Origin of the sequence: Nostoc sp. CALU 1950, assembly GCF_051172895.1 — a bacterium.
GTDB lineage: Bacteria > Cyanobacteriota > Cyanobacteriia > Cyanobacteriales > Nostocaceae > Nostoc > Nostoc edaphicum_A.
In genome coordinates this window covers 1-19,058 of the sequence record NZ_JBDNJQ010000051.1, presented here as the reverse complement: position 1 = coordinate 19,058, position 19,058 = coordinate 1, and the positions used below count along the sequence as shown (strand labels likewise).

General features: G+C 41.9%; 16 protein-coding genes. 9 read left to right on the top strand and 7 right to left on the bottom strand.

Annotated elements, in window-relative coordinates; genetic code table 11:
• Positions 1 to 525: 525 nt before the first annotated feature.
• Positions 526 to 1,233: a ribulose-phosphate 3-epimerase gene (rpe, locus tag ABF638_RS15725; RefSeq protein WP_069069288.1), complete on the bottom strand. Its 708-nt coding sequence runs from the start codon at positions 1,231 to 1,233 to the stop codon at positions 526 to 528.
• A 145-nt stretch (positions 1,234 to 1,378) separates the two neighbouring features.
• On the opposite strand from rpe, the gene ABF638_RS15720 reads away from it, so the two are divergent.
• Complete coding sequence (locus ABF638_RS15720; RefSeq protein ID WP_435023701.1) at positions 1,379 to 2,974, top strand: S8 family serine peptidase; 1,596 nt, start codon at positions 1,379 to 1,381, stop codon at positions 2,972 to 2,974.
• A gap of 504 nt (positions 2,975 to 3,478) precedes the next feature.
• On the top strand, positions 3,479 to 4,810 hold the full coding sequence (locus ABF638_RS15715; RefSeq protein WP_435023699.1) for a serpin family protein: 1,332 nt from the start codon (positions 3,479 to 3,481) through the stop codon (positions 4,808 to 4,810).
• Positions 4,811 to 4,832: 22 nt separating this feature from the next.
• Here ABF638_RS15715 and ABF638_RS15710 read toward each other — a convergent pair whose 3' ends face one another.
• Complete coding sequence (locus ABF638_RS15710; RefSeq protein WP_435023697.1) at positions 4,833 to 5,999, bottom strand: AI-2E family transporter; 1,167 nt, start codon at positions 5,997 to 5,999, stop codon at positions 4,833 to 4,835.
• 211 nt (positions 6,000 to 6,210) lie between these two features.
• On the opposite strand from ABF638_RS15710, the gene ABF638_RS15705 reads away from it, so the two are divergent.
• On the top strand, positions 6,211 to 6,573 hold the full coding sequence (locus tag ABF638_RS15705) for a hypothetical protein (RefSeq protein WP_435023729.1): 363 nt from the start codon (positions 6,211 to 6,213) through the stop codon (positions 6,571 to 6,573).
• Between the two features lie 285 nt (positions 6,574 to 6,858).
• A complete protein-coding gene (locus ABF638_RS15700) occupies positions 6,859 to 8,277 on the top strand; it encodes an LCP family protein (RefSeq protein WP_435023695.1) in 1,419 nt (472 codons plus the stop codon).
• Positions 8,278 to 8,315: 38 nt separating this feature from the next.
• Here ABF638_RS15700 and ABF638_RS15695 read toward each other — a convergent pair whose 3' ends face one another.
• From ABF638_RS15695 to ABF638_RS15675, 5 genes are all read right to left on the bottom strand, one after another.
• Complete coding sequence (locus ABF638_RS15695) at positions 8,316 to 9,362, bottom strand: anthranilate phosphoribosyltransferase family protein (RefSeq protein WP_435023694.1); 1,047 nt, start codon at positions 9,360 to 9,362, stop codon at positions 8,316 to 8,318.
• A gap of 105 nt (positions 9,363 to 9,467) precedes the next feature.
• Entirely contained in the window at positions 9,468 to 10,112 is a 645-nt protein-coding gene (locus ABF638_RS15690) for an FHA domain-containing protein (protein ID WP_435023692.1), read from the bottom strand.
• The gene (locus tag ABF638_RS15685; protein ID WP_435023690.1) at positions 10,090 to 12,228 is read right to left on the bottom strand and encodes a substrate-binding domain-containing protein; all 2,139 of its coding nucleotides are present in this window, start codon (positions 12,226 to 12,228) and stop codon (positions 10,090 to 10,092) included. Before ABF638_RS15685 ends, ABF638_RS15690 begins: the two co-directional genes overlap by 23 nt.
• 43 nt (positions 12,229 to 12,271) lie before the next feature.
• A complete protein-coding gene (locus ABF638_RS15680) occupies positions 12,272 to 12,952 on the bottom strand; it encodes a response regulator transcription factor (RefSeq protein ID WP_181931608.1) in 681 nt (226 codons plus the stop codon).
• A 39-nt stretch (positions 12,953 to 12,991) separates the two neighbouring features.
• On the bottom strand, positions 12,992 to 14,110 hold the full coding sequence (locus ABF638_RS15675; protein ID WP_435023688.1) for a sensor histidine kinase: 1,119 nt from the start codon (positions 14,108 to 14,110) through the stop codon (positions 12,992 to 12,994).
• A gap of 791 nt (positions 14,111 to 14,901) precedes the next feature.
• Here ABF638_RS15675 and ABF638_RS15670 point away from each other — a divergent pair.
• The 5 genes from ABF638_RS15670 to ABF638_RS15650 all read left to right on the top strand — a co-directional run bounded on the left by ABF638_RS15670 (position 14,902) and on the right by ABF638_RS15650 (position 18,923).
• Positions 14,902 to 15,741, top strand: coding sequence for a Pvc16 family protein (locus ABF638_RS15670; RefSeq protein WP_435023687.1), 840 nt, complete (start codon positions 14,902 to 14,904; stop codon positions 15,739 to 15,741).
• Between the two features lie 31 nt (positions 15,742 to 15,772).
• Positions 15,773 to 17,434, top strand: a complete 1,662-nt coding sequence (locus ABF638_RS15665; RefSeq protein ID WP_435023686.1) for a phage tail sheath family protein — start codon at positions 15,773 to 15,775, stop codon at positions 17,432 to 17,434.
• Positions 17,435 to 17,591: 157 nt separating this feature from the next.
• Positions 17,592 to 18,047 carry a phage tail protein gene (locus tag ABF638_RS15660; protein ID WP_069069276.1) on the top strand — a complete coding sequence of 152 codons (456 nt, stop codon included), beginning with the start codon at positions 17,592 to 17,594 and terminating at the stop codon, positions 18,045 to 18,047.
• A 22-nt stretch (positions 18,048 to 18,069) separates the two neighbouring features.
• Complete coding sequence (locus tag ABF638_RS15655) at positions 18,070 to 18,564, top strand: phage tail protein (RefSeq protein ID WP_435023684.1); 495 nt, start codon at positions 18,070 to 18,072, stop codon at positions 18,562 to 18,564.
• Between the two features lie 11 nt (positions 18,565 to 18,575).
• Positions 18,576 to 18,923 carry a hypothetical protein gene (locus ABF638_RS15650; RefSeq protein WP_435023683.1) on the top strand — a complete coding sequence of 116 codons (348 nt, stop codon included), beginning with the start codon at positions 18,576 to 18,578 and terminating at the stop codon, positions 18,921 to 18,923.
• Positions 18,924 to 19,058 lie beyond the last annotated feature (135 nt).

Below are 19,058 nucleotides of genomic sequence, written 5' to 3'. Positions count from 1 at the left end.
GACTATGAAATAAATCAAGCTGATTACAAAAGTAGTCAGCATTTCATGGAGTAAATAACTCCTAAACCAAGACTGATGATCTAACCGTTGCTACTGGTGGTTCTATTTTTGAGGAAGTCTGGGTAAAGAGAATTTGGGGAGGTGGATTCCCCCAATCCAAATTTTATACAGCTTTAACCGACTGCAGACGGTGCAAGTGATGCTTATAAAACTCCCTATCCTGTGCTTGGTGTTGCTTTAGTTAATAAAGCAAACGCTTAACATCAATACCAGGAACAGAAATAGAAAAGTTACGGTGAAATCGTTTCCTTGGCTGGTAGAACTAATAGCTCATACGCTTCTCTTTCAACTATTGTAATCCTAGTCCTCCCAACCTGGATTATCTCTGGTTTCTAAACTTTCAATTTATATAGTAACTACTGGAGGTTCAAAACTTGAATAGCTTCCAGTTTTTTTATTTACACATAAAAAAGGTGAGCAATTTGCCCACCTTTTTTTGTGGAGAATAGTTAATCCAAAAATGAATTAAACCTTAGCTAATTCTGGGCTAGGACGCTTGCTATTGCGAATTGCTGTAATGGCTTCAGCATAATCCTTAGCGTTAAATACAGCGGAACCTGCGACAACTGCATTGGCTCCCGCTTCCAAAACTTGCCAGGTATTGTTTGCCTTCAGTCCTCCATCCACTTCAATCCAAGGGTCAAGACCGCGTTCGTCACACATTTGGCGAAGCTTGCGGATTTTGGGTAACACACCAGGGATAAAGCTTTGACCACCAAAACCAGGGTTGACGCTCATAATCAGTACTAAATCGCACAATTCTAGAACGTATTCAATTAGCTCTAGAGGGGTACCAGGATTCAGTACAACTCCAGCTTTTTTACCAAGCTCTTTAATTTGCCCCAAGGTGCGGTGCAGGTGTGGGGAAGCGTTATGCTCTGCATGTACGGAGATAATATCCGCACCCGCCTTAGCAAATCCCTCTACATACTTTTCTGGTTCCACAATCATCAAGTGGACATCCAGTGGCTTGGTCGTAACCGGACGAATTGCCTCCACAACCAGAGGGCCTATCGTAATATTAGGTACAAAACGACCGTCCATTACATCAACATGAATCCAATCTGCTCCAGCCGCGTCTATGGCGCGAATTTCATCACCCAGACGACTAAAATCGGCTGATAGGATAGATGGAGCAATTACAATGGGCTTTTGAGATAGGTTTTGGGTCATGGCTAGTGGGTTTTTAAGCGTCCTCGTCTGTACGCATTGTAACAAAACATTGAGCAAGACTCATAATTTTAGATTTTAGATTTTTCCTTCAATCCCAAATCCAAAATTCAAAATCTAAAATTGAATGACTAATGACTAATAACTAATGACTAAAAAACTAACCTGGATAATTTTGGGATTAAGTGCTTCTTGTTTGAGTGTGCCGGTAATTGCTTCAGCTTTAGAATCTGCACTGGGAACTAACGGCATTGATGCTCTGAAGCTACACCAACCTCCTTATAATTTAATTGGTCGTAAGATTGCTATTGGTCAAGTAGAAATTGGCCGACCAGGAATGTTTGGGTGGGATAAGGCGGTGTCTAAGAATCGTGCTATATCATTAGCGGCGGTATTCTTACGCAATGGGCCAGCTAAGTCTAATAGCGGTGTTGACCCTCATGCCTACAATGTTGCTGGTGTCATGGTGAGTCAAGACAAAGCTTTGCCGGGAGTTGCTCCGGGAGCGCGGCTGTATTCATCGGCGGTGGGTTCCACTAAAAATATGGGTCAACCAGAAGAGTGCTTATCGGCCCAGCACATAGCGCTACAAAATAGTGGTGATGTCCGTGCCATTAACTTTAGCTTTGGTGAACCTCTAAGCCGCGATCCTAGACCAGAGGCTACTTTAGACGGCAATGCTTTACTAACTTTATGTGTTGACTGGTCTAGTCGCGTTCACGATGTTTTGTATGCGATCGCAGGCAACCAAGGTAAGGGCGGTATTCCCATCCCTACAGATAATTTTAACGGAATGAACGTGGCTTTTTCATCCCGCCGAGGGGGAGTTTTTAACAAAGTAGACGTAGCTAATCTGGCGGGTGCTAACCAAGGAGCGAGTGGAAGGCTAGCTGGAAGGGAATTTAATATTGATGGGCGTCGCGCTATCAGTTTAGTTGCTCCTGGAAATAACCTACCTTTGCTCAATCCAGATGGCAAATTGAACAAAGTTACAGGTACAAGTTTTGCCGCGCCTCAAGTCACGGCTACTGTTGCTGTGTTGCAAGAACTTGCTGACCGACAGATGCGGACAAAACAACGCAACTGGAGTATTGATGCTCGGCGTCATCAAGTCATGAAAGCTGTATTACTGAATTCAGCAGACAAAATTTTAGATAGCGGCGATGGCTTACGGTTAGGAATGACTCGGACACTAATTGATAAACAAAATCAAAGCTGGCTAGATTCTGATGCTTACAAAGATTCAAAGATTCCCTTAGATGCCCAAATGGGAGCAGGTCATTTAAATGTATCTCGCGCTTATCAGCAATTTAGTGCTGGTAAATGGCAAGCATCAGGTGCGGTGCCGGCTATTGGTTGGGATTATCGCACAGTCGATGTTGGAGCTTCTGTCGATTATATATTAGCAAAACCGTTAAAGCAGGGGAGCTTTGTTGCTGTTACCCTGAGTTGGGATCGATTGGTGGAACTCAACGATAAAAATAAAAACCAGCAGTATGACGTGGGCGAAAATTTTCGCGATCGCGGTTTGAACAATCTCGATCTTTATCTGGTAAAATCTGATGCTCCAAATTCAGATGCTGGTGCTGTTTGCTCCTCAATCAGCCAAATCGATAGTGTAGAACATATTTTCTGCCCAGTTACGGCTACTGGCAATTACAAAATCCGCGTCCAGTTTCGTCAAAAGCTCAATGAAGCGACTCAACCCTATAGTTTAGCTTGGTGGAGTGTACCTATCAATTGAAATAGGGACGCACAGCCGTGCGTCCCTACGAAAATTGTGTATTTCATATCATTGAGAAACGTTTATTTCAATACTTGTCGGTTAAGGGGAAAAGGGGAAGGGGAAAGGGGAAAGAAAAAACCTTTAACCTTTAACCTTTAACCTTTTCCCAAACCCTATTCCGAGTTAAAAATGCTTAACCGAGCAGTATTGACGTTTATTTTATCTATCAGAATCCAACACAAGTGGTTATTTTGTGATTAGGTAGCTTACAATACGTTTGTATCTAAAATAGAAAAACTCCTAGAAATCAAAGTTTTTCATAACTTGTCTGCATAGCCGCCTCAATTAGGAATTAGCAACTCTCAGAAGTTGTGTTTAATTGCTCTCAATCACTAACTTGTTGTTACAGAAACTGTAACAGCCGATTTTTCTATTAGAGCAAATGCAATAGTTAATCATTGACACAGTATCTGCGTCAACTCTGAGCACAGATCGGGAATCTTTGGCAAGTGAGGTAGCACAATGAATCGGCAGAAGTTTAGTGATGCAAAAGAAAATTTCCTGCAAAGACGTCACGGTGTTAGTCTGGGCAGACGTTATGCTTTGGCAGCTGCAAGTGTTGTTCTATTCAGTGTATTAGGGTGTTCTCAAGTCGAGAGTAATAAAAGTGCCCTTGCCCAATCTAGTTTACCTCAGTCCGAAAATCCATTGCAAAAAAAAACAGTCAAGACTGATACAAAAATCGTTGAGTCTAGCAATAAGTTTGGCTTCAAACTGTTTTCAGAAGTTCTGAAAAATGATCAAGGTGAGAATAATGTTTTTATCTCACCTTCGAGTGTCGCGATCGCTCTTGCTATGACTTACAACGGTGCTAGCGGCTCGACTCAACAAGCAATGGCAAAAACTCTGGAATTACAGGGGATGAATCTACCAGAAATAAACTCTTCTTACGCGGCGGCATTAAAGCAGCTTTTAGACAATTCGGATGCGAAAGTGCAACTGAATATTGCTAACTCACTTTGGGCAAATCAAGATGTTAGCTTTGCGCCAGACTTCCTTAAAAGAACCCAGGATTTCTATCAAGCTAAAGTCAGCAATTTAAACTTTAAAGATGCCGCCGCATCTAGTACTATCAATAATTGGGTAAAAGAAAATACTAATGGCAAAATTAACAAAATCGTTGAAACGATTGAACCCAACCAAGTTTTATTCCTGATTAATGCCATATATTTTAAAGGTAATTGGAGTAACGAGTTTGACAAACAAGAAACTGCTCAACACCCTTTTTACATCACATCTGGCAGGCAAAAACAACACCCAATGATGTCGCAAAAGGGTGACTATAGATACTATGAAAGCGAACAATTTCAGGCAGTTAGTTTACCTTATGGCAAAGATGGTAAGGTCAGTTTTTACATTTTCCTACCCAAAGAAAACTCTAACCTCAAAACTTTCTATCAAAACTTGAATATTGAGAACTGGGAAAAATGGATGACTCAGTTCAACAAACAAGAAGGATTTATTCGCTTACCCCGCTTCAAAACAGATTATGACGTTACACTCAATGATGCCTTGAAAACTTTAGGCATGGAAGAGGCTTTCAGTAACAAAGCCAATTTTTCTGGCATGGGTAAAAATTTTGCCATTAGCCAAGTTAAACATAAAACTTTTGTCGAAGTGAACGAAGAAGGAACCGAAGCGGCTGCGGCGACTTCAGTGGGAATAGTAACAACATCTTTGAGAGATGAGCCAGAACCATTCCGAATGATTGTTGATCGTCCCTTCTTCTGTGCGATTAGGGATAATCAGACGGGAAGTATTTTGTTTATGGGTTCCATCATCGAGCCGCAGTGAGAAAACCTCCTGCCTCCTTTAATTAGGGTAATGTCGCTTCAGAAATGCTTAGAGTGTTTTTACCTTCCGCTTTCGGGGATTCATTTGCTGTAACGGATGCAGGTGTGGCGCTATCGTCTGTGTCGCTGCTTAGGCTCCCAAGACGCAAGGCACTTAAAGCAGTCTTAATCACAACAGCGGTGGGTACTGCCACAATTACACCCAACAGTCCACCAATTCTTGCCCCTGTTAAGACCGAAATTAAAATCCAAACTGGATTTAAACCCGTAAAGCTGCCTAAAATTCGGGGCGCGATTAAGTTTTCAAGAATTTGCTGTATGATTACCGCTGCTATCAACACTCTTACACCCATTGAGAAATCTTGTAACGCTACCAATAGTGTAGTCAGAGCGATGCCCACAGAACCGCCAAAGGGTACGAGAGCCATGAGTCCAATGGTTAGTCCAAATAGCAGCCCAAATGGCACTTTCAGCCACAAAAAGGTAGGAATTAGGGCTGAGGCCATACAGGTAGATAAAATCAACTGGGTGATGAAGAAATTTTGGAAGCTGAGGCGGACTGTTTTAGAGAAAGGATCGCGAAATTTATTTGGTAGCCATTCGACTAAGCTTTGCCAGAGTTCACCCCCATGCTGTAAAAGATAGAAGGTCAGAACCATCGTTAAGAGAATATCTAGCAGACTAGTAACTGTGAGTACAGCCAGATTTAAAACTTGTCCAGCGATCGCTTGCAATTGTCCTTTGACGCGATCGTTGATTTGCACTACCAAAGCATCAAGGTTAATCGGTAAGCCAAAAGTCTCAGCTTTTTCGTTTAATATCATTAACTGAGAGCGTCCAGAGTCAATTAACTCTGGCAAACGAGCCACCAGTTGTTGAGCTTGGGTAAGGGCCAGCGGAAAAAGTGTCACACCCAATGCCAATAAAATCGATAAAGCCAAGAGAAATACTAGGATAGCGACTTGCTCTCGCCTAGCACCATGATGCTCCATCCAACTCACGGGGTAGTTGAGCAGAAATGCTAGCACTGAGGCTCCGACTAAAATGACTATGAGAGAATGAAAATAATTAAAAAATACCGAAAGTGCCCAACCATTGAGAACTAGCAGCGGAACGAATAGCGCGATCGCCCCGATTCGCACTATGGGAGTGAATGTTTGCCACCAGTCGAGTAGCTTGCGTGTCTGCATTTTGAGCTGATTGCGGAATAGAACTAAGTTAAATCTTTCTTTACAGCTTATTATCTCTAAATATATGAGTCTTATTCATCCTTCTAGTTTAGGAGTTAGACTAACCCCAATGAATAATTTTGAGCCGAAAGAGAATGGGGAGTGGGGAGCGGGGGAGCGGGGGAGCAGGGGAGCAGGGGAGCAGGGGGAGAATAATAATGCCCAATGCCCAATGCCCAATGCCCCATGCCCTATGCCCAAAACACAATTACTTTTATATTTGGTTCCGATTATTGGCTTTTTTCCATCCTTGTGGACACTCTATCGGGGCCAGGGTAGTCGGGAACAACTTGCTATTAGTCGTCTGTCTATTACTTTGGCACTTACTTGGCTGTTAGGTTATCTATTATTAACTACCGGAACAGCAACTTCAGATTTTTTTCCGCTACGTCTATTTATCCTGAATAGCTTTCTCACTTCGGGTTACTTTTTAGTAAGTGTCTGGTTGATTTTGCGCCTGATGCAGGGCAAATCTGGTCGTTTACCAGGGTTTAGTAATTTAGCAGAACGAGTGTTTGGCAAGTATTTATCTTAATTTTTTAGAGTGAGAATTTGTCAGTATTTTTACGTATTTCTAAAAATTTACGATTGATTTATCCATATATCTAGTCAAATCCAGTTTATTATTGCCATACTTCAGTAAAACATCTCTAGATTGGCCCAAAATAAATAAAAATGTTGCTATAAGTGTTGTGGTTGACACTACATTAAAAAAGTTAGCACTGATAATTAAGAGTTAGTTATTATGGGTTGATTTGTTTGGATGTTTTTAGTCTGCAAATTTACCGAATTTGATTAGTGAGTAAGTGTGAGGAAGTCTGTGACCATTCAAAGAAGTTCGGCAGAAGAAAACCAGTCGGGAAAAGCCTCAAAGTCCAATAAAAAAATTCCCCAGAACTCGAAATCAGGACGTTGGCTGTGGTTTTGGGTAGGTATGAGTGGTATTGCAATGGTGTCCGCAACTGCGGGGGCGCTTTTGGCGGTGTCTTTGACCAGTACGCCTTTGCAACAAGCCGAGCTAAGTCCACAGGATGAGGCTGTCTTTGATAGCGATCGCATTTCTGGTGGTGTGATGCGATTTTCAGAATTAACTCGCCCAGTCAATCTCTTAGTTATGGGGATGAGCGTACTTCCTCCAGATGTCCAAAACCCTCCTGAAGAAACCAAAAACCTGAGATATCTGCCCCAAGTAAACTCCTTTGATGGTCTTGCGGATGTGATGCTCATGGTCAAATTTGATCCAGAGACGAAAAAAATAGTTATGCTCTCCATTCCCAGAGATACCCGTACACGAATAGAAGGGTCTGGAGTAAAAAAAATTAATTATGCCAATGTTGAAGGTGGCCCAGCTTTAACTGCTAAAACCGTCAGTAATCTCTTAGGTGGGGCGGGAATTGATCGCTATGTCCGAATTAACGTTCTGGGAGTTGGTAAGCTGATTGATGCTTTGGGTGGTGTAACAGTTTACGTCCCCAAAGATATGAAATATCAAGATGATTCTCAGCATTTGTACATCAATTTGAAGGCGGGTAAGCAGCATCTCAACGGCGATCAGGTACTACAATTGCTGCGGTTTCGTCATGATGAACTTGGTGATATTGGTCGGATTCAGCGGCAACAAATGGTCATGCGTGCTTTGATGGATCAAACACTCAACCCAGCTACGGTTGCTCAATTACCTAAAGTTCTTGATGTAGTGAAAGACCACATTGATACAAACTTGACTGTTGAAGAGTTAGTGGCACTATTGGGGTTTGGAGTCCGGACAAATCGCTCTAATATGCAGATGTTAATGCTGCCAGGTCGCTTTAGCGAGAAGAATGAGTATGATGCTAGCTATTGGTTGCCCAACAAAGATGGAATTGCCAAACTCATGGTTCAGCACTTTGGTTTGGAATCAGACCAGGAGCAGCAGATGGTTAATCCACGCTATTTGCGTGTAGCAATTCAAGATAGTACAGGTGGCGATCGCTCTAACCTCCAACCGTTAATTAGCGCCTTGGAAAAATCTGGATATCGCAACATCTATATAGCCAAAGCATGGGGTGAACCTCTAGATGTAACTCACATTGTCGCCCAACAAGGAGATGGTGAAAGTGCTGAATCAATTCGCAACACTTTGGGATTTGGAGAAGTGCGCGTAGAAAGTACAGGCAACCTCGGCTCGGATATCAGTATCCAAGTCGGTCAAGATTGGTTGCAACAAAAATCTATTTTGGAGGATTTGCTGAGTAAGTAATTCGTAATTAATTACGCTGGTGCAAACACTGGTGACGGCTAATTTACTGACTGGCTGAGTTCTTGGAGTTTAGCTGCTACCACACCATTGGTTAATAATTCTTCTGCTTTAGCTAAACCCTCTGGCATATCTGGACAAATACCACTCCGCCATAGATAAAATCCGCTATTCCACAAGGCTGTTTGCATTAATTCACCTGGTTTACCTGCTAAAACTTCCTTAATATCTGCCACTAATTCTTCAGTAGTTCCAAGGGGTACGTTCTTGGTAGTAAAGCCGTAATCGCGCGGTACGAGGTGCAATCGTTCTACCTCTTGGGATGCTACAGATGAAGATAAGCTGATAATTGCAGTGCGATCGCGCGGTAAGTCGCAACTACCTTCCAATCCTTTCACTAATGTAAATTTTGTTACTCCTCGCAACCCCAGAGCGATCTTAAACATTCCTTCTGTTGGCGGATGGACAAACCCAGCAATTACGTGAGCATCCCCAGCATAAGGACACCAAATTAACTCCATTGTCGCCAAGGGTGGACGTTTGCCAAGTTGGTCGCGGTACTCCCAAATACTTGTAGTTAAGGGAAAATGCTGAGGTAGATAAATAAAGCCGATTCCCGTTTGCTCAAATACTTGCTGAGTTTTTGCCAGTGGTAGGGTAGTCCAATCGACTCCTAAACCCTGCCAAATATCTATTAGGGGTAAGCCGTACTTAGTTGGTAGGCGATCGCCACCATGCATTATCACTGGTTGTCCCACTGCGGCGAGTAATAAAGCTGTTACCGGACTAATTGGTGCTGTGCGTGTTCTGCCATCATAAGGGATGCCAAGTGCGATCGCTGGTCGCTCAGAGGCTATTGGTTGCAGTTTTGGCCCCAGTTCATCATAAGCATCCAACATTCCGGCTAACTCTTCCCCCGTGGGACGCTTGATTCGATGAGCAATCAAAAACGCGCCAATTTGGGCTGGTGTCGCTTCACCCAACAGCATCATTTTAGTAGCGGTGGCTGCTTCTATACGAGTTAAATTTTCGCTCGTGTGACTTCCACCGCCTACCTTTTGCAGGAATTCCCGAAATATATTGCTCATTTTTCCTTTGTGAATAACGGAATTTTAGAATTTAAACGCAAAGGGGCGCAGAGGGAAGCGCAGAGGTACGCAGAGAATACTCATTACAACATAACTAGATTTTTACTACACAATATATACGGTGAAGTTGACTAGGTTATCCTGACCAAATCGCAGTGAGTCACCGTTAAGGAGGCGATATTGCATACCAGGAGTTAGAGAGGTGTTGTTTAAATAAATACCATTTGTACTCATATCAACAATCATGTATGAATTTTGCGACCAGTCCCAATCGACTCGTGCATGACGACGAGAGACTATTCCTTCACTGGGAATCCCGGTTAAGTCAATTTCTGGCGGCGCTATTCCTGGACTCTGACTGCGGCGACCAATATAGCCTCCTTCCCCAACAAGGTTAAATTCTCTTCCAGTGCTATGAATCAGCTTTAAGACTGGCGCTCTTTGAGGCGGGGGAGTATAAACAGGCGGTGTTGGTGGATAAGAAACCCGTGGCTGATAAACTGTTGAATAATCAACGGGAGCTTGTTGGGGAGCCTGATAATTAGGTTGGTCTGTTGCTGGTCTTTGATACTGAACTGGCGGTTGTTGACTGGGTGGTTGTTGACTAGGCTGTGGTTGAATAGGTGGTTGTGGTGTAGGAGCAACTACATTACCCACGGGAGTTGAACACCAGGGACAAACCTTAGCATTGTTAGGCAGGGCACGGTTAAAATATTCGCAACTGGGATTAGGGCACCGATTTGCAGGCATAGGAGTTTATATCATCAGGCATAGGTTGTAAAGCTACAAGACCTACTTTACTAAGTAAACACTGACCCTGACGAGTAGTTAGCATCTGGGCAAATGTAGAACCACCAGGCAGGCGGTTGCTGTCTTTAGGGTACACTACAAAAATAGGGTATCCCAGAGGGTAGCTTTGGAAAGTTGTGACATCAACATAATAATCATCATGCTGACATAAGTCATCTGAGGGATTAATTGAGCGGCGATCGCGTTTTTGAAACAGAGGTTGAATAGCTGACTTTTTAGCATCTGCGATCGCTAGCGGATAACCAGTACACTGTTTCCAAGTTTTACTGATAATGCCAAAACTGATAATCCCAGTGGTTCGCCCCTCTAAAGTCTCGCTGCGGATCTGGTTTTGGGTTTTTGTTGTATCAAGTTTAGTAACCTTCGCTGCAAATAAAGCTTCGTCTTGAGGAGCGTTTTTGAGAACTATTTCTTGAAATTTACTGATTGCTTCTGGTTCATTTGGGGCAAAAGGTTTCACCGATAGATTTGGAAGTTTGGGATTAATTTGCTGCCAATTAGTAATTTTACCTGTGTAAATTTGACGCAATTGCTCAAGATTTATTTGTCCCCCCAAAGCATTAGCAAGATTTGAATCTCTTTTATTAAATGCTACAAAAACAATTAATCCATCATAAGCAACTTGTTTTTTAGCAAGTTTATCTGTGATATTGTCTACTAAACTAGTGATTGCAAAATCTTTTTTGTTTGTTTGGATTTCTTCAATACTTTTAATTGGATTACTTATATTTGCTGACAAAACAGATTCATACTTAAATGTTGCTGTTGCATCTGGCTTTGGTCTGGTCAATAAATCTCCTAAACGACTGTTATCTACTGGTTGCGTTAAAACATAACTCCACGTACTTTCTTTTTCTCCTGTGTAAGTAAATTGCCCTGAAGGAACGTTGGGAACTTCTGAGAAATTCCGCACAAGTCTAGACCATAGTATATATTGATTAGGACTATTTGTTTTCCTGCCCAAAAACCAATACCAAATTCCCCCGCCGAGTAGTAATAACGCCATAATTACTAGCAATATTAAGGGCATTGGGAAACGCTTTGCTGTTTCTTTAGAAGCTGGCGAACGTAGGGAACTTGAACCTTTGCCATGATCTTCTTTGGGAAGTTGCAGCAGTGCTTGACGAGCCGCTTCTGCACTCTCGAAAGGAGTTTCTAAACCAATTAGTCGATAAATAAACTGCTTTAAATGGCTATCGGTATCTGGCCATTGTTGATTATCTCTAGGATCGAGAGGCTGGGTTGATAAAAAATTAGTTGTCCGTCCTGTCCATAAATAAAAGGCTAGTAATCCTAATGATTCTAAATCTTGCTCAGGTCTAGCGGGAGCGGGTTGAGCAATAATGGGTGGAATAAATAAGTTTTCCCAGATAGCTAAATCACAAAAGTATATAGAAAACTTTTGATTATTTTCTACTTTAATTAAGGTACTATCTAAACTGATGTTGCCGTGAGTTATTCCGAGTTGTGTTTGATTCGAGGGAAAACGCAGCTTTTGAGTGTGGAGAAACTGGAGAGTTTGCAAACCTTGATTTAGTACCTCACGTACATCTTGAGATGTCATTGCTCCTTTTTCTATGAGATACTTAGCTAAAGTTTGGGATGACTCTATTCCTTGAGTAATTAGATAACAGCGTTCTCCTTTTTCATCTGCGATCGCTTCTTTAGTTTCCACAAGACGGAAGTTTTGAATTCGACTATCGGCTAAACTTATCCCACCCACTCGTTTGAAAGTCTCTTTGCGCTTTTGAGTCTCGTTTTCATTAAAACAACGATTGGGTAGCAGGTATTCTTTGATGATGACAGGCTGTTTGTCCTTGAGTTGAACACCTGAGTATAAGCGGCCCAAACCCCGCACACCAATAAAATTAGCTATTTGATAAGTCCCCTGATTTCCTTTAATCTCAGCCTCCTGTGGTAAAGTTGCTGGAAAACCACATTCCAAGCAAAACTTAGCGCCCTTGATTTGCTGCGCCGTTTGGAAAGGGCGATCGCAACTTAAGGGAGAATTGTACGAGCAGGGGTATTCTTGATATAAAGATTCAAATGAAGGCATATACAAAGAGTTTCGTGAATTGCGCCGATTACTTCCGTCGCGCTCAAGCGTGAACTAATCCTAGCTTGAGGGCTGTCACAATCGCTTGAGTCCGGCTAGTAACCTTCAATTTTTCAAAAATACTGGTGAGATGCGCTTTAACAGTAGCAACTGTTACATATAAATGTTTAGCGATTTCTTCATTAGAAGCACCTTGAGTTAACCAGTATAAAACCTCTTGCTCTCTTTCGGTTAAATGCACTTCATGACATGCTTTTACACAAGAATCTGAATAAGCCTGAAAAAACCTGAAAAATCGACTAGCAACTTCTGAAGGTAGGTAAATTTCTGACCTTGTAACAGTGTCAATCGCCTCACACAATTGGGTTGCTAAACGATTTTTAAACACATAACCTGCGGCTCCCCCTTGCATTGCTCTAAAAATCCAGTCGTCTTCTTGATGAGCCGATAATACTAAAACTTTGCCAGTATAAGCAGTTTCCTTAAGCCGTGCTAAAACTGTAATCCCATCACATCCTTTTAATTGCATATCCAGCAAAATTAAATCTGGACACTTCTGCGTTGTAAACTTTAAAACTTGCTCTACAGAATCCGCATCACCCATAACTTCTACAGGTAATGCAGAATTAATACTATAAAAATTCAGAAGAGTACGTAACCCCTGACGAAAGCGTTCTTCGTCATCTACCAGCAAAACCGAAAGTTTCTTACTGTCATTAGCCATCTTTCTAATTACAAATTACGAATTACGAATTACGAATTATTATCCACTTCTTGGTCGAGGTAAAATTATAGAAAATTGTGCTCCACTTTCTGGTAAAACTTGCGCCCAGATACTTCCTTGATGATCGAGAATAATTTTTTTAGCAATAGTTAAACCCAGTCCTGTGCCTCCTTTCCGCCGGGAATAAAATGGGGTAAATACTTTTTGTAAGTCTTCTTGAGATAGTCCTAGACCTTGGTCGGAAATTTTAATTAAAACTTCATCTTGAAAAATCTGCCAGCTACAAGTTATAGTTCCTGAATTAGGGCTGAAATGAACAGCATTACTGAGGATATTGTCAAATACTTGTTTTATTTGTAATCTGTCTATCTTCAGTATTGTCGATGTATCAGGAATTAATATTTTAAGTTTTTTCTGATTAATTAGAGGTTGTAAATTTGTGATACTTTCAACGACCAAGCTTCTTAAATCTTGAAGTGTTACTCTTAATTTTGCACTTTGACCGCAATCAATCAGTTCGTTTAAATTAATATCTAAATCTTGGATGCTTTCGCCGATGATTGTTGCTTGTTCTTGCCAAGGGCTATCCTTTAATCCTAAGCATAAATTATGTGCATACAATCCTACGAGTCCTAGAGAGTTACGCAATTGATGTCCTACTCGATGTAGGATATCTTCCAGGAGTTGAATTTCAGTTTTTTGTCTTCCATAGTCTAAGTAAATATTTACATAGTTACTCAGGAGCATCGCAGAACGTTTTACATATAATTGCAAATTCAATGAGAGAGGTTCACGAGTAATAATTTGAATGTATTCAGGTTTTTGATTTCTATAGGATATGGGACAAATGTAGGAAATGGATGAAAAGTCCTTAAGTCTAAATTCATGTAAAGTCAAAGCAGGTGGAAAATCTGTAAACCATACTTCTGAGCGCAAATAAGCTAAAGTTTTTTGGGAAAAAGGAGCTTGATCTTGACCATAATTTATAATTTCCTGATTAGCTCTCAATAAGGAATCATGATAGACAATCCGAGCGAAAAAAATTGGATATTGACTAGTTAACTGTTCAGACTCAAGCTGACAAAAGCTCTGAATTTCTGAGGAATTCAAATAATTAGAGCCATTTTCTAATTTTTGTACAGAAAAGCCTAGTGTCATAGCTTCACTCGCTTTTTGCAACCAAATATTTTACTTTTCTGCTGACCAGTATAAAATTATGCAGTCTCAGGAATGTTTATTTTTTTGTTAAGTTATCTTTGTAACCAAATAATACAAAGAATTATTAAGTTTACATTCAAAACCGCATGTGATTTTTCTAAGTATATGCAACTGCATAATAGTTATATCAATCACAGTTTAAAACTTTTGAGATATAAGTGTGTCGCTATTGGTGTCAACTTAAGGTAAAACCCTTTTTAAATCTCGTTTCCAGCCTCTGGCTGGAAATGCAACTCAAAAGCGGCTCTGCCGCAAGTCTAGAGGCGGCAGCCCCAACGATGGGCATTCCCAGTCGGAGACTGGGAACGAGACATATCTAAAAGCTTTTTCTAAGATGGCTTTCACATTTAACACCAATGGTAAAACTGCCCACCCCACAATAAAAATGTAGTGCGTCTGATTAAGAACTACTCCAGACTAAATCTACAAACTGAAGTTACCGCTTTTCGGATTTTTGAAAATCTAAATCTTCTCTAGTGGTCTGTCAAATTCATTTTGACGGTTAGAGAGACGCGATAAATCGCCGTCTCTACAAGGAATTTATCCATCAATTATTGACAGACTACTAGCGTTCTCAATCATTCTGAGGAGATGGTGAGTGGGCAAATAGGGAGACAATGACCAATGGCAAATGACCAATGACAAAAATATCGACAAAAGTCTAATTAACTTTAGAAGACTGATACATATACTGTATATGCATCTGGATTAGCTACCAGCAGAACACCTTCATGCTTATCTTCGTTCTTCAAACTTTAGCCGAAATTCTAGCTGGAGGAACCTCACTTACCAGTACAGAGCAAATTGACTTTAGCCATCCTGGTAATCGCAGGGAAGAGGGAGCAGGCCCGACTCTCAATTTATATATTTTTGATATACGTGAGAGTAAGCAGGTACAACATTCTGGCAGGCAAGTTGAACGCAAGCTAACACGCGCTCTACAACCTGCTACTGTAAATTGGGCACCTGCTTGGTTTGATGTTTCGCTGCTATTAACAGCCTGGGATAGAACAGCTTTAGGTGAGCATCACTTTATTAGTGAGGCGTTGACTGTGCTGTTGCGCCATCGCACCTTGGAAGAGGAGTTTTTGGTTCCGGAATTACGGGGCTATGGTAATTTGAACCTGACAGTTGCCCTAGAGCCGCCAATTGAGATTGGTTCTTTATGGAGCGCTCTCAGTGTGCCATTGCGTTCAGCCTTATATTTGACAGTTACAATTCCCTTCGAGCCACAACCGACTCCAGTACCTTTGGTTTGGGAGCGAATTTTCAATTTGCGAAATCAATTGTCTCGCGATAGTGACAGTTTAGTTCTAACTAGACGAGTTGCGATCGCAGGTATTGTCAAAAGTGCGGTGACAAATCTGCCACTGGTAGCGACAGAAGTAGCTGTGAGGGGAACTGAAAAATCCATATTAACCACTAAAGAAGGGCTGTTCTTCTTTGAAGACCTTCATTTAGGTAATTATGTTTTGACTCTGAATCATCCTGGCTATTTACCCCAAAACGTTAATGCATTGGTAGATAGCCAAAGTCATACTTTCAAAGAAATATTTCTAACTCCTGAATAATTTAGATTTTTACTGACTTGGAGAGACTTTCATGGCTAGACTTGATTACTTTGCTCCTGGTGTCTATATCGAAGAAATTGACCGGGGTAGCCGACCAATTGAAGGTGTTAGCACAGCAGTTGCCGGATTTGTAGGCTTTACTGAAGATGTTCGAGGTGGGGCTGAGTTATACAAGCCCATGCTAGTAACCACTTGGACGCAATTTTTAAACTACTTTGCGCGTCCCAATTCTGATGGCTTCACCGACTTCAACGCCTATTTACCCTTTTCAGTCTACGGCTACTTTATGAATGGTGGCGGTCGCTGCTGGATAACAAGCATTGGGACTCAGTTACCAGGCGCACCCAGACCCGCAACTCCAGAACCGGCTACCCTCAGAATCAACTCTAGAGGCAATCGTCCAGCCCTCCGCTTTACTTTGCGTCCTGAGCAAGCAGCAGGTGGATTAGTAAATATCGTCATTATTGATGGTTCGCCCCGCGCTCTACCCGAAGGTACTGAAGGAGAAGCACCTCCAAATACGGGTGAATATTTTACAGTTCAGATTCGTCGGGGAGATGAGCTTTTAGAGCAATACGAAAACTTGAGCATGAACCGCGACCCTAATGCTCAAGTCGCAACTTATGCGCTGACAGCATTGAGAAATTCGATGTATGTCACCGTAGAAGACATAACTCAAAGCGGACAACCTTTAGCTCGTCGTCCGGTTAATGGTCAATATGAGCTAGCACCGCCCATTGTTGCTGCCACACCTGATAGATTTTCGCAAAATTTAGAAGGGGTTCGAGACGATCGCACCGGGGTACGCGGTATCTTTGAAGTTGATGAAATCACAATGCTGGCTTGTCCTGATGTGATGCGGGCTTATCAAGAGCAAGTACTGAATTTAGATCAAGTCCACGGCATCATCGAGTTGATGATTAGTATGTGTGAGGGTTCTGCCAGTGGCGATATTCCCAATCCGCCCAACCGGATGGTTGTACTGGATGCGCCACCGGAAGCCGTCAAACCTCAACAAGTAGTGGAGTGGTTGAATAGATTTAACCGTCGTTCGATGTTTGCGGCCCTTTATTATCCTTGGATTAAAGTACCCAATCCACGCGATCGCGGTAATCCAATTTTAGTACCTCCTTGTGGTCATGTGATGGGCGTTTGGGCCCGCACCGACGAAACCAGAGGAGTTTACAAAGCCCCTGCAAATGAAGTTCCTAGAGGCGTAATTGGTTTGGGCTATGAAACAAACTTCCGCGAACAAGAACTATTAAACCCACTTGGGATAAATTGTATTCGCAGCTTCCCCAACCGAGGTATCCGCATTTGGGGCGCACGCACTTTAGTTGAGCCAGATAAAACAGAGTGGCGTTACATCAGTGTGCGTAGACTAATTAGCTATATCGAAAAATCCCTAGAATTAGGGACTCAGTGGGTAGTTTTTGAACCGAACGACCAAGATTTATGGGCACGTGTCACCCGCACCGTGAGTAACTTCTTAGAGCGTATCTGGCGTGAAGGTGCTTTATTTGGCGCATCTCCAGCCCAAGCATTTTATGTCAAGTGCGATGAAGAATTGAACCCACCAGAAACCAGAATTTTAGGACGTTTATATATTGAAGTCGGTGTTTGTCCCGTCAGACCGGCTGAATTTGTTGTTTTCCGCATCAGCCAATGGAATGGCATTGAAGATAGCGAATAGGGCAATTCAATTTTGGATTTTGGATTGCGGATAGCGCAGCGTTAGCGAGTCTGCGAGCGTCTTTTGGATTAAATTTCAATCTAAAATCCAAAATCTAAAATCTAAAATTCTTGTTCCCCATTCCCAAAATTAACCACACACAAAGGAGTCTAAAAGTATGGCAGGCGAATTTTTAACCTCTTGTAAGTTTTACTTTGAGGCTGACGGAATTACTGATAAATTCATCAAAGAAATTAGCGGACTAGGCGTTGAAAATACACCAGCGCAAGAAGTCCACGGTTCATCTAAGGGCGCAAAACTCATGCGTCAAGCTACACCAACTGTTGTTAAATTTACCAACATCACAGTCAAAGTCATCGCCACTGATGATATAGACCTTTATAAATGGTATCAAGACTGTAACGAAGACATGGGAGACCCTCGGAAGTGGGCACAGAATCGTAAAACTGGCTCGGTTGTTGCTTACGACCAACAAGGCTCTGAAAAAGCACGCTGGAACATTGTCAATTGTTATCCCTGTAAATACACCGGGCCTACCCTAACTGCTTCTGGTGGTGAAATGGCGAATGAAACTATTGAATTGGTTCACGAAGGAATTAAACGAATCAAATAATTAGCATTTGCAGTAATTAACAGTGGTACAATCCGCAAGCCAAATTCCAGAAGTTCTGACAGCCCATCGGTTCTATTTGGAACTGACACTAGAAGGTCAAAACGATGCCAATTGCTTTTTTTTGGAGTGTCAAGGCTTCAAAAGAACCCAAGAGGTAATTGAAATTTCTGAAGTTACTTCTCAAACCTGGGGTACAAAAGGGCAATCAAAAGGTCAGGTGGTGAGAACTAAGCTTCCTAGCAATCCCAAGAGTGGTAATCTGATTCTGCGTAGAGGTACCACCAACTCTATGGATTTTTGGAAGTGGTTTGAAAAAGTCGAAAAGGGTAATTGGTCACAGCAACGTAGACTTGTTGCTTTATCTATTTATAATCAGGCAAATCAAGAAGTAGCTAGATTCGAATTAGCCGGTGCTTGGCCCGCAAGTTACAAAATTGCCGATGTTAACGCCCGCAGCCATGACATCGAAATTGAGGAGGTGGAGGTTGCTTTTGAGGAATTTAAACGCGTGAAGTAATTAGGAGGATTATGTTTCCCACAGAGTTTGAATTTACACTGCCAAAGGGGTATCTAGACTCTGAAGGCAACCTCCACCGTAAAGGTGTAATGCGTTTATCAACGGCGATAGACGAAATTGCACCCTTGCGTGACCCCCGCGTTAAAGCTAATCCCGTTTATGCCACAATTATTATCTTGTCTCGAGTGATTACCCACTTGGGTGCTTTATCAGAAGTGACTCCTGCAATCGTGGAAAACTTTTTTTCCCAAGATTTAAATTACCTCCAAGATTTTTACCGTCGAATCAATGGCTTGGAAGGCGAAACTTCCATCCCAGAAGATAAAATCAATTCCCCCGAAGCACTTCTTCAAAATTGAATTGGGGAAAGGGGACTGGGGAATTGGGATGAGAGAGCCGGGAGCAGGAGATTAGAGAATAGAAATAAAAACTCATTAACGGAGTTCAAAGCCTCATTAATGGAGTTCAAAGCCTCATTAATGGAGTTCAAAGCC

What these genes read in the sequence shown, in the direction of transcription:
- rpe (WP_069069288.1), bottom strand. Translation starts at nt 1,233, where the DNA reads ATGACCCAAAACCTATCTCAAAAGCCCATTGTAATTGCTCCATCTATC.
- ABF638_RS15720 (WP_435023701.1), top strand. Translation starts at nt 1,379, where the DNA reads ATGACTAAAAAACTAACCTGGATAATTTTGGGATTAAGTGCTTCTTGT.
- ABF638_RS15715 (WP_435023699.1), top strand. Translation starts at nt 3,479, where the DNA reads ATGAATCGGCAGAAGTTTAGTGATGCAAAAGAAAATTTCCTGCAAAGA.
- ABF638_RS15710 (WP_435023697.1), bottom strand. Translation starts at nt 5,999, where the DNA reads ATGCAGACACGCAAGCTACTCGACTGGTGGCAAACATTCACTCCCATA.
- ABF638_RS15705 (WP_435023729.1), top strand. Translation starts at nt 6,211, where the DNA reads ATGCCCAATGCCCCATGCCCTATGCCCAAAACACAATTACTTTTATAT.
- ABF638_RS15695 (WP_435023694.1), bottom strand. Translation starts at nt 9,362, where the DNA reads ATGAGCAATATATTTCGGGAATTCCTGCAAAAGGTAGGCGGTGGAAGT.
- ABF638_RS15690 (WP_435023692.1), bottom strand. Translation starts at nt 10,112, where the DNA reads ATGCCTGCAAATCGGTGCCCTAATCCCAGTTGCGAATATTTTAACCGT.
- ABF638_RS15685 (WP_435023690.1), bottom strand. Translation starts at nt 12,228, where the DNA reads ATGCCTTCATTTGAATCTTTATATCAAGAATACCCCTGCTCGTACAAT.
- ABF638_RS15680 (WP_181931608.1), bottom strand. Translation starts at nt 12,952, where the DNA reads ATGGCTAATGACAGTAAGAAACTTTCGGTTTTGCTGGTAGATGACGAA.
- ABF638_RS15675 (WP_435023688.1), bottom strand. Translation starts at nt 14,110, where the DNA reads ATGACACTAGGCTTTTCTGTACAAAAATTAGAAAATGGCTCTAATTAT.
- ABF638_RS15670 (WP_435023687.1), top strand. Translation starts at nt 14,902, where the DNA reads ATGCTTATCTTCGTTCTTCAAACTTTAGCCGAAATTCTAGCTGGAGGA.
- ABF638_RS15665 (WP_435023686.1), top strand. Translation starts at nt 15,773, where the DNA reads ATGGCTAGACTTGATTACTTTGCTCCTGGTGTCTATATCGAAGAAATT.
- ABF638_RS15660 (WP_069069276.1), top strand. Translation starts at nt 17,592, where the DNA reads ATGGCAGGCGAATTTTTAACCTCTTGTAAGTTTTACTTTGAGGCTGAC.
- ABF638_RS15650 (WP_435023683.1), top strand. Translation starts at nt 18,576, where the DNA reads ATGTTTCCCACAGAGTTTGAATTTACACTGCCAAAGGGGTATCTAGAC.